The sequence below is a fragment of the Stenotrophomonas sp. YJH_SMC_12-1 genome (genome assembly GCF_059370935.1).
The window spans coordinates 83,015-96,931 of sequence record NZ_JCAFUD010000001.1 but is presented as its reverse complement, the minus strand read 5'-3'; the positions used below and the strand labels follow the sequence as shown (position 1 = coordinate 96,931).

Here is a 13,917-nt window from a genome sequence, read left to right as displayed (position 1 = left end):
TGCCATCCTAATTACCTGAATGAACTAGCCGGAGAACCTATCGAATGTCCGACACGGCACTGTTGCGCATCGGCATCCTGGCCGCCGGCCTGCTGTTGATCGCTGCGATCTTCCTGTTTGGCCGTCCGAAGAAGAAGCCCCAGGGGCGTCGCGTGGAAAGCGCGGAACCGACCGGCGGCGAGCGTCGCGAGCCGGTGCTGGGCGATGATGGCGTCACTGTGGCCGATGGCCGCGTAGAGCCTGGCATGGGCTCGGAAGGCGAGCAGGCCGAGCTTGGCCTGGCCGACACCGACGCCGGCGCGGCCAGCGACCTTGGCAAGCGCGCCACCCAGGACTTCGACAAGATCGTGTCGCTGTTCGTGGCCGCTCGCGCCGGCGAACAGCTGCGTGGCGAAGACATCGTGGTGGCGGCGGAGAAGACCGGCCTGGTATTCGGCCACATGAACGTGTTCCACCGCCTGGTGGAAGGCCACCCCGAGCGCGGCCCGATCTTCTCGATGGCCAGCATCATGAAGCCGGGCAGCTTCGACATGGCCAACATCCGCGCCATGGAAACCCCGGCCATCGCTTTCTTCCTGACCCTGCCGGCGCCGCTGACCGCGCTGGACGCCTGGGAGAAGATGCTGCCCACCGTGCAGCGCATGGCCGAGCTGCTCGACGGCGTGGTGCTGGACGACAGCCGCAATGCTCTCGGCCGGCAGCGCATCGCGCACATCCGTGACGAACTGCGTGCCTATGATCGCCAGCACCAGGCGCCGCCGCTGACCAAGACCCCGCGCTGGTGAGCGCCATGGTGTGCCGATCAACGGTCGGCACCCACCCCGACCAACGGTCGGCACCCACAACAGTAGATCCACGCTATGCGTGGATGGGGCGAACCAAGGTTCGCCCCCACCAACAGGGTCAGGCCGGTACGCCGGCGACCTTGGCAAATGCCCTGCGGAACGCGGCCATTTCATCTTCGGTGCCGACGGTCACGCGCACGCGCTGCGGCCAGATCGGCCAGCTGCGGCCAATGATCACGCCGTTGTCTGCCATCGCCTTGGCAAAGGCGGCACCGTCGCGTTGCACATCCACCACGAAGCAGTTCGCTTCCGACGGCACGCAGCTGAAACCACGCTTGCCCAGCCACCCGATGGTGGCCTGCCGCACCTTGGCATTTTGCAGGCGCCGCTGCGCGATCAACTGAGGATCCTGCAGGCTGGCCAGTGCCGCGGCCAGTGCTGGCACGGGTAGCGGGTTGTCGCCCAGGCTGGCCAGTTCGCGCAGGCGGTCGGGATGTGCGGCCGCCACGCCCAGGCGCAGGCCGGCCATGCCATAAAGCTTGGAGAACGTGCGCAACACGATCAGGTCATCGCGCTGCGCCACCTGCGCGATCAGGCTCGGCTGCTCGCTGTACTGCAGGTAGGCCTCGTCGACCAGTACGCGGGTGGACGAGGGCTTGTGGGCCAGCAGCCAGGCGAGCTCATCCGGCGGGCTGATCGAGCCGGTCGGGTTGTTCGGGTTGCACACATACAGCAGGCCGGTCGGGCGCGCGTGTGCGGCGGCCACCATCGCGCGCAGGTCATGTGCGCCATCGTTGCGCAGCGGCACCTTCTGCACGTATGCACCGTGTGCGGCGGCGACCTCGCCCAGCGTCTCGAACGTCGGGTCGGCCACCACCAGTCCCGCCTGCGGGCTTGTCCACAGCACGGCGGCCCGGTTCAGCGGTTCGCTGGAGCCCGGATAGAGCCGCACGTGATCAGCCGGAATGCGCGCCTGTTCGATGAAGGCGTCGCGCACCTGACCGGCCAGTGCGAAACGGTAGCGGCCGCAACCGGCGATGCTGTCGCGTGCGGCCTGCTGGGCTGCGGCCGAGGGGCCTTAGGGGCATTCGTTGAAGTTCAGCAGTACCGCGCCCTCGGCGGGGGCGGGGGCGGCGGCAGTCGCGGGTTGGGCATGGCCGAGTCGCGGCAGCCCGCTGCCGGCGACGGCGAGGCCGGCACCGGCCAGTTGCAGGAAGCGTCGACGGGAAGCGGGCAGGGGCACGGGCAGGATTCCGAAGGGCAGACCGTCGCACGCTAGCGCCGGCGAGGGTGGGCGGCAAGCTGCTTTTGTGGCGTCGCGCCATGCAGATGTGCCAACCAAGGTTGGCACCTACCGGAACGAGGAAGAAGGTTGGCACCTGCCGGAGCGGGGGGAGGTTGGCACCTGCCGGAGCGGGGAGTGGCCGTCGAGCACGCTCGACGCTGCAAAGGCGGCGGCGTTACAGGGCCTGACGGCTGGGCGCGGTAGAATCCCCGGTCATCCCAGAACCACCGGATCCCGATGAGCCCCAGCCCCGCCGAACGCGCCGAAGACCTTCGCCGGCAGATCGCCCAGGCCAACCGCGCCTATCACGAGCTGGACGCGCCGGAGATCCCCGACGTCGACTACGACCGGATGGTGCGCGAGCTGGAAGCGCTGGAGCGCGAGCACCCGGAACTGGCCCGTGCCGACAGCCCGACCCAGCAGGTCGGTGCGCGCCCCTCTGGCCGCTTCCCGGAAGTGCGCCACGCGGTACCGATGTTGTCGCTGTCCAATGCCTTCAGCGACGAGGAAGTGGCCGATTTCGTGCGCCGCATCGATGAGCGCCTGGGGCGTCGCAGCCTGCGGTTCTCGGCCGAGCCGAAGATGGACGGCCTGGCGATCAGCCTGCGCTACGAGGACGGTCATTTCGTGCTTGGCGCGACCCGTGGCGATGGCAGTACCGGCGAGGACGTGACCGCCAACCTGCGCGAAATCGGTGACATTCCCAAGCGCCTGCACGGCAAGGACTGGCCGGATGTGCTGGAGGTGCGCGGCGAGGTCTACATGGCCCGCGCCGACTTCGAGGCCTACAACGAACGTGCGCGCCTGCAGGGCGGCAAGGTGCTGGCCAATCCGCGCAACGCGGCGGCCGGTTCGCTGCGCCAGCTCGACCCGAAGATCAGTGCGCAGCGCAGGTTGAGTTTCTTCGCCTACGGTACCGGCGAAGTGCAGGGCGGCGAGCTGCCGGACACCCATTCGGGCACCCTGGCCCAGCTCGGGGCGTGGGGTTTTCCGGTCAGCGCGCTGTGCAAAGTGGTGGAGGGCACCGACGGCCTGCTCGGTTATTACCGCATGATCGGCGAACAGCGTGACGGCCTGCCGTTCGACATCGACGGGGTGGTCTACAAGCTCGATGACCGTGCGGGTCAGCAGGCGATGGGCTTCGTCTCCCGTGCGCCGCGATGGGCCATCGCGCACAAGTTCCCCGCGCAGGAACAGAGCACCACGGTGGAGGCGATCGAGATCCAGATCGGCCGCACCGGTGCTGCCACGCCGGTCGCGCGACTGGCGCCGGTGGCTGTGGCCGGCGTGATCGTGTCCAACGCCACGTTGCACAATGCCGACCAGATCGCGCGCCTCGATGTGCGCGTCGGCGACAGCGTGATCGTGCGCCGCGCTGGCGACGTGATTCCCGAGGTGGTCAGCGTCATTCTCGACCGCCGCCCGCAGGGCACCACGCCGTGGCAGATGCCGACGCGCTGCCCGGTGTGCGGCTCGGAGATCGTGCGTGAGGAGGGGGCGGCGGCGTGGCGTTGTTCGGGCGAACTGTCCTGCCCGGCGCAGCGCAAGGAAGCCATTGCCCATTTCGCCTCGCGCCGCGCCATGGACATCGACGGTCTCGGCGACAAGTACATCGAAACCCTGGTCGACGCGGGCATCGTCAAGAGCGTGGCCGACCTGTACCGGCTCAGCCGCGATACGCTGCTGCACCTGAAGCTGGTGCTGGACGCCGAGGAGCCGTCGGCGCTGGCAGCGGCGCTGAAGCTGCACCTTCCCGCCGAGGGCAGTGGTGCGGTGCTCAATGCGGTGCTCAAGCTGGACGGCAACGATCCGGGCTGGCGCGCGCAGGCGCTGGCGCAGCCGGCCAGCTTCGAATGGAACACGAAGAAGATCGCCACCAAGTGGGCCGACAACCTGATCGCAGCGATCGACGCCAGCCGTGCGGCCACGCTGGAGCGCGTGCTGTTCGCGCTTGGCATCGAGCACGTGGGCGAGAGCACGGCCAAGGCGCTGGCGCAGTGGTTCGGTGACCTGGAGCTGATCCGCCACCTGCCGTGGCCGTTGTTCAAGCGTGTGCCGGACATCGGTGGCGAAGTGGCGCGTTCGCTTGGCCACTTCTTCGAGCAGCAGGGCAACCAGCAGGCCATCGATGACCTGCTGCAGGTCGGCCAGGTGCGCATCAGCGACGTGCATGCGCCCAGTGCCAAGCTGCGCGACGGGCTGGATCTGGCGCAGTTGCTGGTCGAGTCGGAGATCCCCGGGATCACCCGCCTGCGCGCCGAAAAGCTGGTGGCTGCGCTTCCCGGCGCACAGGCGGTGCTCGATGCCGAGCATGGCCAGTTCGTCAACGCCGGTCTGCCCGATGACACCGCGCGCGGTCTGGCCGAATGGCTGGACGCTGATGGCCACGGTGCGATGCTGTTGGCCGCCGAGAACGCGATGCGGGAGATCCTGGCCAAGGCGCCGGCGCTGGCCGAGATCGTGGCGGGTCCGCTGGATGGGCAGACCGTGGTGCTGACCGGCACCCTGGCCCAGCTCACCCGCGATGCCGCCAAGGAACGCCTGGAAGCGCTGGGTGCCAAGGTCTCCGGCAGTGTGTCGAAGAAGACCAGCTTCGTGGTTGCCGGTACCGAGGCCGGCTCCAAGCTGGACAAGGCACAGTCGCTGGGCGTGCCGGTGTGGGATGAGGACCGCCTGCTGGCCTATCTTGCCGAACACGAATGATGACGCCACCGGGTGCCCGGCACCCGGCATGAAGCACAAAGGAACACCGATGCAGACTGCCCCACTGGATTTCCGCCTGGCCACCCGTGCCGACGAAGAACTGTTGATCGCGTTGATGCGCGAGTTCTATGCCGAAGACAGGATCGACTTCGACGACGCGCGCGTGCGTCGCGGCGTGGATGCGCTGCTGGCCGACCCACGCAACGGCGAAGTGCTGCTGTGGCTGGACGAGGCGGCCGAGGTGGTCGGTTACGCAGTGATCGCGATGGGCTTCAGCCTGGAGCAGGGCGGCCACTTCATGCTGCTGGACGAGCTGTACCTGAGCCATCGTGCGCGTGGTCGCGGCCGCGGCAAGCAGGCGCTGGCCATCTGCGAACAGCGGGCACGGGGCCGCGGCGTAAGCCGCCTGCGCCTGGAAGTGAACCACCACAACGAGCTGGCCCGTCGCCTCTATCTGGCGAGCGGTTACATCGATGACACCCGCGATCTGCTGACCCTGCCGCTGGACCACCCGCGCCCGGAGGGCATCCTGTGAGCGAGGCCCTGCTGCGCGCGCTGCAGCAGCGCGCCGCGCTCAATGCGCTGGTGCGCCGCTTCTTCGCCGAACGCGATGTGCTGGAAGTGGAAACGCCGATCCTGTCGGTGGCCGGCAACACCGAGCCGAACATCGACAGCTTCCATACCGATTTCACCGGCCATGTCGATGCCGGCGGACGCCGCCGCTGGCTGCGCACCTCGCCGGAGTATCCGCTCAAGCGCCTGTTGGCGGCGGGCGTGGGTGACTGTTACGAACTGGGCCGCGTGTTCCGCAATGGCGAGGCGGGCGGCCGCCACAACCCGGAATTCACCATGCTGGAGTGGTACCGGGTTGGCTGGGATCATCATCGCCTGGTGCAGGAGACCGCCGAGCTGGTCGGCCAGGCGCTGGCGCTGGTCGGGCGCAGTGCGACCCTGCGCGCGCTGAGCTACCGCGAGCTGTTCCAGCAGCATGTGGGCGTTGACCCGTTCAAGGCCGATGAGGCTGCATTGCGGGCCGCGCTGGGTGATGTGCACATCGATCCGGTCGGTTTGACCCGCGATGACTGGCTGGACTTGTTGATGACCCATCGCATCCAGCCGCAGTTTGATGACGCAGTGATGACCGTGGTCCATGACTGGCCGGCCAGCCAGGCGGCGCTTGCGCGCATCCGTGCCGGTACACCACCCCTGGCCGAGCGTTTCGAGTTGTATCTGGGCGGGGTGGAGCTGGCCAACGGCTATCACGAACTGAACGACGCCCACGAGCAGCGCGCGCGCTTCCAGCGTGACCTGCAGCGACGCCATGAACGTGGCCAGGTGCAGCCGGCGCTGGACGAGGCGCTGCTGGCCGCGCTGCCATCGATGCCGGCGTGCGCGGGCGTGGCGGTGGGGGTTGATCGCCTCCTGATGGCGATGAACCGCACGCCGCGCATTGCCGACGTGCTGGCCTACGACTTTGCCCACGCATGAGCGACCTGCGTTCCTGAACGTCAAAGACTGAACGGAATTCCGCGATTCCGCGCTTGCTTCGGTAAGCAGGATGATGCTTTTATCACGGCAGATGCCGGACACTGGCACGCAGTTCATCCATTCCTGCTGGGGAAGGCTTTGGTCAAGTGGTTTGCGGTTGTCGCTGCACCGGTTTACTCCATCGCGCTCTGGGGTGCCTGGCTGCCGTCATCGGCATCTGCCCAGCAGGCCGGCTACGACGGTGAAGTGGTGACCTGCGAATCACGCGACATGGGCTGGGTGCATTGCGATATCGATGTCAGCAACGGCGTCGACCTGGTGCGCCAGCTTTCCAACAGCAGTTGCATCCGTGGCAGCGAATGGGGCACCGACCGCAGTGGCGTGTGGGTCACGCTGGGCTGCCGCGCCGAGTTCCGCGCACGCCGCGCTGCGGTTGGCGCACCGGTAGCCAGCGAGGGCAAGCGCCTGGTCCGCCGCGTGGTGCGTTGTGAATCCAATGGTCGCCCGCAGAGCTGCCCGGTGCGCCTGGATGGCGCGCCAGTGCGCCTGCTGCGCCAGCTGTCGGCGCTGCCATGCCGCGAAGGGCAGGGCTGGGGCTACAAGCGCAATGAAGTCTGGACCAGCCGCGGTTGCCAGGGGGATTTCGAAGTGGCTGACGAGGACGGCCGATTCGTTGACGTACCACGCCGGCTGACCTGTGAATCGAAGTCGAAGAAGCGCCGTTTCTGCGGCGCGAGCATTTCGGTCGGCGCCGTCGTCACCGAACAGTTGTCCAGCACCCCGTGCGAGGAAGGCAGTACCTGGGGCTGGAACCGCAACGGCATCTGGGTGGACGGTGGCTGCCGCGCCGAGTTCTCGGTGAATTGAGCCCGGGCGGGCTCCAACCCCGGGGGGCGTGGCCCTACAATGGGCCCATGAACACTGCCTCCGACATCGACTACGCCCGTTACGACCATATCCGCCCGATCCTGTGGACCGGCGATGCCCTGCAACTGCTGGACCAGCGCAAGCTGCCGTTCGTGGTCGAGCATGTGGTCTGCCATGACAGTGACGAAGTGGCTGCAGCCATTCACGCGTTGACCGTGCGCGGTGCGCCGGCCATCGGCATCGCCGCCGCCTGGGGCGTGGTGCTGGCCGCACGTGACGTGCAGGCTGCAGACGGTGCGCACGCGCTGCAGCAGCTGGAACCGGCGCTGCAGCGTCTGAACGCTTCGCGTCCGACTGCCGTCAATCTGGCCTGGGCGCTGGCGCGCATGCGCCGTTGCCTGCATGCCGCCGGTGCTGACTGGAAGGCGAAGCTGGAGGCCGAAGCGCAGGCCATCGCCGAGGAAGACCTGGCCGCCAATCGCCACATGGGCGCGCTGGGCGCAGGCCTGATCGAAGCCGGCAGCGGCGTGCTGACCCACTGCAACACCGGCTCGCTGGCCACCGCCGGCTTCGGCACCGCGCTGGGCGTGATCCGCGCCGGCATGGCCCAGCACCGCATTGCCCGCGTGTTCGCTGGCGAGACCCGTCCGTGGCTGCAGGGCGCGCGCCTGACCGTGTGGGAGCTGCAGCAGGATGGCATTGACGCCACGCTGATCGCCGATTCGGCCGCCTCGCACCTGATGAAGACCGGCGCTGTGCAGTGGGTGATCGTCGGTGCCGACCGCATCTGCGCCAACGGCGATACCGCCAACAAGATCGGGACCTACCAGCTGGCCATCGCCGCCCGCCATCACGGCGTGAAGTTCATGGTCGTGGCGCCGTCCTCGACGGTGGACATGGAGACCGTGGACGGCAGCCAGATCGAGATCGAGCAGCGCGATCCGGGCGAGCTGTACGGCGTGGGCGGCACCCGCACGGTGGCAGAGGGCATCGCTGCCTGGAACCCGGTATTCGACGTCACCCCGGGTGAGCTGATCGACGCCATCGTGACCGAGCGCGGCGTGATCCTGAACCCGACCCCGGAGAACATGCGCGCCGCCTTCGGCGGCTGACGCGCGGGGGGAGGGGCCGCGTGACCTCCGCCCCGGTGGTGCCGGCCGCGGGCCGGCAACCCCCTAAGTTCCTGATTTGTGCAGGTAAAATACCCGTAAAGGGAGGCGGAAAACGGCCTGTTGTGGTAATATCCGCAGGTTGAATCGAGGTTCCGGCACGACCCCCTCCCGCAGGGGGCTGCGCCGGACTGGACCGCTACCAGACAACGGAACCCGAATGGCAGAAACCGCCAAGGAAATCATCCAGGTCAACCTGGAAGACGAGATGCGCAAGAGCTACCTCGATTACGCCATGAGCGTGATCGTGGGCCGCGCGCTCCCGGATGCGCGCGACGGCCTCAAGCCGGTGCATCGCCGCGTGCTGTTCGCGATGAATGAACTCAACGCGCACAGCAACAAGCCCTACTTCAAGTCGGCGCGTATCGTCGGTGACGTCATCGGTAAGTACCACCCGCATGGCGATCAGTCGGTGTACGACACGCTGGTGCGCCTGGCACAGCCGTTCTCGCTGCGTTACATGCTGGTCGATGGCCAGGGTAACTTCGGCTCCATCGATGGCGACTCCGCCGCGGCAATGCGATACACCGAAGCGCGCATGTCGCGCCTGGCGCATGAGCTGATGGCGGACATCGACAAGGAAACCGTCGATTTCCAGCCCAACTACGACGAAAAGGAACTGGAGCCGACGGTCATGCCGACCCGGTTCCCGAACCTGCTGGTCAACGGTTCGGCTGGTATCGCGGTGGGCATGGCGACCAACATCCCGCCGCACAACCTGAGCGAATCGATCAACGCCTGCATCGCGCTGATCGACAACCCGGAAATCGACGTCGACGGCCTGATGGAGTACATCCCGGGCCCGGATTTCCCGACCGCCGGCATCATCAACGGCACCGCCGGCATCGTCGCCGGCTACCGCACCGGCCGTGGCCGCGTGCGCATCCGTGCCAAGGCCGATATCGAAGTGGCCGACAACGGCCGCGAATCGATCATCGTCACTGAAATTCCTTACCAGGTGAACAAGGCGCGTCTGATCGAGAAGATCGCCGAGCTGGTCAAGGAAAAGAAGATCGAAGGCATCAGCGAGCTGCGCGATGAGTCCGACAAGGACGGCATGCGCATCTACATCGAGATCAAGCGCGGTGAATCTGCCGAGGTTGTGCTGAACAACCTGTACCAGCAGACGCAGATGGAATCGGTATTCGGCATCAACATGGTGGCGCTGGTCGATGGCCGCCCGCAGTTGATGAACCTCAAGCAGATGCTGGAGGCGTTCGTCCGCCACCGTCGCGAAGTGGTCACCCGCCGTACCGTGTTCGAGCTGCGCAAGGCGCGCGCCCGTGCCCACGTGCTGGAAGGCCTGACCGTCGCGCTGGCCAACATCGACGAGATGATCGAACTGATCAAGACCTCGCCGAACCCGAACGAAGCACGCGAGCGCATGCTGGCCCGCGTGTGGGAGCCGGGCCTGGTCGGTGCGATGCTGGGTGCCGCCGGCGCCGAAGCCTCGCGCCCGGAAGACCTGCCCAAGGGCGTGGGCCTGATCGAGGGCGGCTACCAGCTGACCGAGATCCAGGCTACCCAGATCCTGGAAATGCGCCTGCACCGCCTGACCGGGCTGGAGCAGGACCGCTTGACCGATGAGTACAAGCAGCTGCTGGAAGTGATCGCCGGGCTGATCCACATCCTGGAAGATCCCGACCGCCTGCTGCAGGTGATCCGCGAAGAGCTGGTCAGTGTGAAGGCCGAATTCGGCGACGAGCGTCGTACCGAGATCCGCCACAGCGAAGAAGACCTGGACATCCTCGACCTGATCGCGCCGGAAGACGTGGTGGTCACCGTGTCGCATGCCGGTTACGTGAAGCGCCAGCCGGTGAGCGTGTACCGCGCGCAGCGCCGTGGTGGTCGTGGCCGTAGTGCGGCGGCGACCAAGGAAGAGGATTTCATCGAACAGCTGTGGCTGGTCAACACGCATGACACGCTGCTGACCTTCACCAGTTCGGGCAAGGTGTTCTGGCTGCCGGTCTACCAGCTGCCCGAAGCCGGTTCCAACGCCCGTGGCCGTCCGATCATCAACTGGATCCCGCTGGAACCCGGCGAGCGCGTGCAGGCCGTGCTGCCGGTACGCGAGTACGCCGATGGCCAGTTCGTGTTCTTCGCCACGAAGAACGGTACGGTCAAGAAGACCCCGCTGGGCGAGTTCGCCTTCCGTCTGGCCCGCGGCAAGATCGCGATCAACCTGGACGAGGGCGACGCACTGGTCGGCGTCGGCCTGACCGACGGCCAGCGCGACATCCTGCTGTTCGCCTCCAACGGCAAGACCGTGCGCTTCGGCGAGGACAAGGTCCGCTCGATGGGCCGTACCGCGACCGGCGTGCGTGGCATCAAGATGCCGGCCGGCGAGGAAGTGGTCAGCCTGATCGTGGCCGAAAGTGCCGGTGGCATCGAGGACGAGAACGAGGACGACAACGGTGTCGAAGAAGCCGCCGCCAATGGCGATGCGGTGATCGACGGCGCTGACGACGCCAGCGTGCAGTACATCCTGACCGCCACCGAGAACGGCTATGGCAAGCGCACCCCGCTGCCGGACTACCCGCGCAAGGGCCGTGGTACGCAGGGCGTGATCGGCATCCAGACCACCGAGCGCAACGGCAAGCTGGTCGCCGCGGTGCTGATGGGCTCCAGCGACGAAGTCCTGCTGATCTCCGATGGCGGCACCCTGGTGCGTACACGTGGCTCGGAAATCAGCCGTGTCGGCCGCAACACCCAGGGCGTGACCCTGATCCGCCTCTCCAAGGACGAGAAGCTGCAGGCGGTGGAGCGCATGGATGCCTCGATCGACGAGGACGAGGACGAGGTGGCTGCCGCCGCCCCGGCCACGGCCGACGGCGCACCGGCTGCTGCCAGCAGCGAGGACGCCGCGCAGGAGTGATCCTGCCGCGAGCCTGAGGTACCCGACGAAGCCGGCCCTGTGCCGGCGTCGTCGTATCCGGATGCCACGCATACGCGCGCGCTTCACGCAGGCGGTGGGATAACGGCGCATGCTGCCCCCGGAGATCGACGATGTCCGCCACGCCGCAGTCCGCTCCTGCTCCCGTCCGCGCCTCCCGGCATCCCCTCGTCACCGTGCTGTCGCTGCTGCTGGTCGTGCTCGGCCTGGTCATCGGTGGCCTCGGTGCGTGGCTGCTCAGCCTTGGCGGCTCGGCGTACTACGCCATCGCCGGGCTCGGCCTGCTGGCCAGCGGAATCCTGTTGTTCGGCAACCGCCGCAGCGGCGCGCTGCTGTATGCGCTGGTGTTCATCGGCACGCTGCTGTGGACCTGGTGGGAATCGGGCAGCGACTACTGGCGCTGGGTACCGCGGCTCGGGCTGGTGACCGCGCTCGGCATCGTGCTGGCGCTGCTGGCGCCGACGCTGCGCGAGCCGGTTTCAAAACGCCTGTCGCGCAGCGTGGCGGGCGTGCTGATGCTTGTGTTCGTGGCCGCCTTCGGCCTGGCCTTTGCCCCGCATGGGGAAGTGGACGGGCACCTGCCGTTCCCGGATGGCGCAGTCAGCGCCGGACTGGAACCTACGCGGGATACCACGGGCCTGCAGCCGGCTGACCAGCCCGCCGAGGGCGACTGGCCGGCGTGGGGCCGCAGCAATGCGGGCACCCGCTATTCGCCGCTGCAGCAGATCACCCCGGCCAATGTGGCCACGTTGCAACCGGCCTGGCAGTTCCGTACCGGGGATATGCCGAAGAAGCGCTGGGGTGCCGAAACCACGCCGCTGAAGATCGGCGACCGCCTGTACCTGTGCACCGCACGCAACCGCCTGATCGCGCTTGATGCTGCCAGCGGCAAGGAACTGTGGCGGTTCGATCCAAAGGTGAAGGATGCTTCGATTCCCTATACCGCTGCCTGTCGTGGTGTGAGCTATTACGAGCAGCCCAGCACGCCGACCCTTGCCGACGCGGCATTGGCCGATGTCGCTGCCGATCTGGCCCTGCCGGAGCCGCCGCCCAGCGTCACCCGCAGCGCTGCACCGGGCAGTCGTCCGGCGTGCTGGGCGCGCATCATTGAAGGCACGCTGGACGGTCGCATCATCGCGGTGGACGCGGACAGCGGCCATCCCTGCGCCAACTTCGGCAACAACGGACAGGTCGACATCACCCTGGGCATGGGCGAGGTGCCACCCGGTTACGTGTCGATCAACTCGCCGCCGGCCATCGTGCGCGGCGTGATCGTGACCGGCCACCAGGTGCTGGATGGGCAGCGCCGCGATGCGCCGTCGGGCGTGATCCAGGCGTACGACGCCATCACCGGCAAGCTGCGCTGGGCGTGGGACATGGACCAGCCCGAGCGCAGCGGTCTGCCTCCGCGCGAGCAGACCTACACGCGGGGCACGCCCAACATGTGGACCACGGCCACCGGTGATGAGGCGCTGGGCCTGGTCTACCTGCCGCTGGGCAATGCCGCGGGCGATTACTGGAGTGGCTCGCGCACGGAGAACCAGAACCGCTACGCGACCTCGCTGGTGGCGATCGACGTGGCCACCGGCAAGCCGGTCTGGCATTTCCAGGCAGTGCGCAAGGATGTGTGGGACTACGACCTGGGGTCGCAGGCCAGCCTGATCGACTACCCGACGGCGGCGGGCAAGGTGCCGGCGATCCTGCTGCCGACCAAGCAGGGCGACATGTACATCCTCGATCGCCGCAACGGCCAGCTGCTGACCGCGGCCGAAGAGCGCAAGGTACCGGTCGGCGGCGTCGAACCCGAGCAGCGTTCTCCGACCCAGCTGTTTTCGCTGTACCACACGCTGCGCCGCGAACATGACCTGACCGAGCGTGACATGTGGGGCATCACCCCGATTGACCAGCTGGTCTGCCGCATCCAGTTCCGCAAGGCGTACTACGAAGGGTTCTACACGCCGCCGAGCAGCGAGCGCCATTCCATCGAGTACCCCGGCTACAACGGCGGCTCGGACTGGGGCAGCGTATCCATCGATACGCGCCGCGGCGTGATCGTGGCCAACTACAACGACATGCCCAACTACAACCGGCTGGTGCCTCGCGCGGAGGCCGACCGGCTGGGCTGGCTGCCACGCGAGAAGGTCCGGTTCGACAAGGGCGGTGCCGAAGGCGCGGGCGACCCGCAGGTGGGTACGCCCTACGCCATCCAGGTCAACGCCGGCTGGCGGCTGCCGTTCACCGGCCTGCTGTGCAAGCAGCCGCCCTATGGCGGTATCCGTGCCATCGACCTGCGCACCGGCAAGCTGCTGTGGGACCGACCGTTTGGCAGTGCGCGCGGCAACGGACCGTTCGGCATCCGTTCCGGCCTGCCGATCGAGATCGGCACGCCGAACAACGGCGGTTCGGTAGTGACCGCCAGCGGCCTGATCTTCATCGCCGCCGCCACCGATGACCTGCTGCGTGCCATCGATCTGAAGACCGGCAAGGAACTGTGGCACGCCAAGCTGCCTGCCGGCGGCCAGGCCAACCCGATGGTGTACGAGCAGGGCGGGCGCCAGTACGTGGTGATCATGGCTGGCGGCCACCATTTCATGGAAACCCCGAACGGCGATTACGTGATGGCGTTTGCGTTGCCCAGGTAGGCCGACGGGGTAAAACCGGCCGGGTAGAGCCGACTCCACATCCCCGGACGCTGCATCGAGATGGTCCCTGATCCTGACGTTGGCA

General features: G+C 67.4%; 8 protein-coding genes and 1 pseudogene. 8 read left to right on the top strand and 1 reads right to left on the bottom strand.

Annotated elements, in window-relative coordinates:
- Window positions 1–44: 44 nt before the first annotated feature.
- Window positions 45–785, top strand: coding sequence for a cell division protein ZipA (gene zipA / locus AC5P8Y_RS00470; RefSeq protein ID WP_005410225.1), 741 nt, complete (start codon window positions 45–47; stop codon window positions 783–785).
- 118 nt (window positions 786–903) lie between these two features.
- Here zipA and AC5P8Y_RS00465 read toward each other — a convergent pair.
- A pseudogene (locus tag AC5P8Y_RS00465) lies at window positions 904–2,028 on the bottom strand (pyridoxal phosphate-dependent aminotransferase).
- Between the two features lie 273 nt (window positions 2,029–2,301).
- On the opposite strand from AC5P8Y_RS00465, the gene ligA reads away from it, so the two are divergent.
- The 7 genes from ligA to AC5P8Y_RS00430 all read left to right on the top strand — a co-directional run bounded on the left by ligA (window position 2,302) and on the right by AC5P8Y_RS00430 (window position 13,832).
- Window positions 2,302–4,773 carry an NAD-dependent DNA ligase LigA gene (ligA, locus tag AC5P8Y_RS00460; RefSeq protein ID WP_181453287.1) on the top strand — a complete coding sequence of 824 codons (2,472 nt, stop codon included), beginning with the start codon at window positions 2,302–2,304 and terminating at the stop codon, window positions 4,771–4,773.
- A 49-nt stretch (window positions 4,774–4,822) separates the two neighbouring features.
- A complete protein-coding gene (locus tag AC5P8Y_RS00455) occupies window positions 4,823–5,308 on the top strand; it encodes a GNAT family N-acetyltransferase (protein WP_005413904.1) in 486 nt (161 codons plus the stop codon).
- On the top strand, window positions 5,305–6,261 hold the full coding sequence (epmA, locus tag AC5P8Y_RS00450) for an EF-P lysine aminoacylase EpmA (protein ID WP_111188243.1): 957 nt from the start codon (window positions 5,305–5,307) through the stop codon (window positions 6,259–6,261). Before AC5P8Y_RS00455 ends, epmA begins: the two co-directional genes overlap by 4 nt.
- Window positions 6,262–6,399: 138 nt before the next feature.
- A complete protein-coding gene (locus AC5P8Y_RS00445; RefSeq protein WP_111188242.1) occupies window positions 6,400–7,128 on the top strand; it encodes a DUF3011 domain-containing protein in 729 nt (242 codons plus the stop codon).
- A gap of 47 nt (window positions 7,129–7,175) precedes the next feature.
- Window positions 7,176–8,240, top strand: coding sequence for an S-methyl-5-thioribose-1-phosphate isomerase (mtnA, locus tag AC5P8Y_RS00440; RefSeq protein WP_049403107.1), 1,065 nt, complete (start codon window positions 7,176–7,178; stop codon window positions 8,238–8,240).
- A 217-nt stretch (window positions 8,241–8,457) separates the two neighbouring features.
- Complete coding sequence (gene gyrA / locus AC5P8Y_RS00435) at window positions 8,458–11,172, top strand: DNA gyrase subunit A (RefSeq protein ID WP_049403106.1); 2,715 nt, start codon at window positions 8,458–8,460, stop codon at window positions 11,170–11,172.
- 131 nt (window positions 11,173–11,303) lie between these two features.
- Complete coding sequence (locus tag AC5P8Y_RS00430; protein ID WP_111188241.1) at window positions 11,304–13,832, top strand: membrane-bound PQQ-dependent dehydrogenase, glucose/quinate/shikimate family; 2,529 nt, start codon at window positions 11,304–11,306, stop codon at window positions 13,830–13,832.
- Window positions 13,833–13,917 lie beyond the last annotated feature (85 nt).

What these genes read in the sequence shown, in the direction of transcription:
- gyrA (WP_049403106.1), top strand. Translation starts at nt 8,458, where the DNA reads ATGGCAGAAACCGCCAAGGAAATCATCCAGGTCAACCTGGAAGACGAG.
- AC5P8Y_RS00455 (WP_005413904.1), top strand. Translation starts at nt 4,823, where the DNA reads ATGCAGACTGCCCCACTGGATTTCCGCCTGGCCACCCGTGCCGACGAA.
- mtnA (WP_049403107.1), top strand. Translation starts at nt 7,176, where the DNA reads ATGAACACTGCCTCCGACATCGACTACGCCCGTTACGACCATATCCGC.
- AC5P8Y_RS00430 (WP_111188241.1), top strand. Translation starts at nt 11,304, where the DNA reads ATGTCCGCCACGCCGCAGTCCGCTCCTGCTCCCGTCCGCGCCTCCCGG.
- zipA (WP_005410225.1), top strand. Translation starts at nt 45, where the DNA reads ATGTCCGACACGGCACTGTTGCGCATCGGCATCCTGGCCGCCGGCCTG.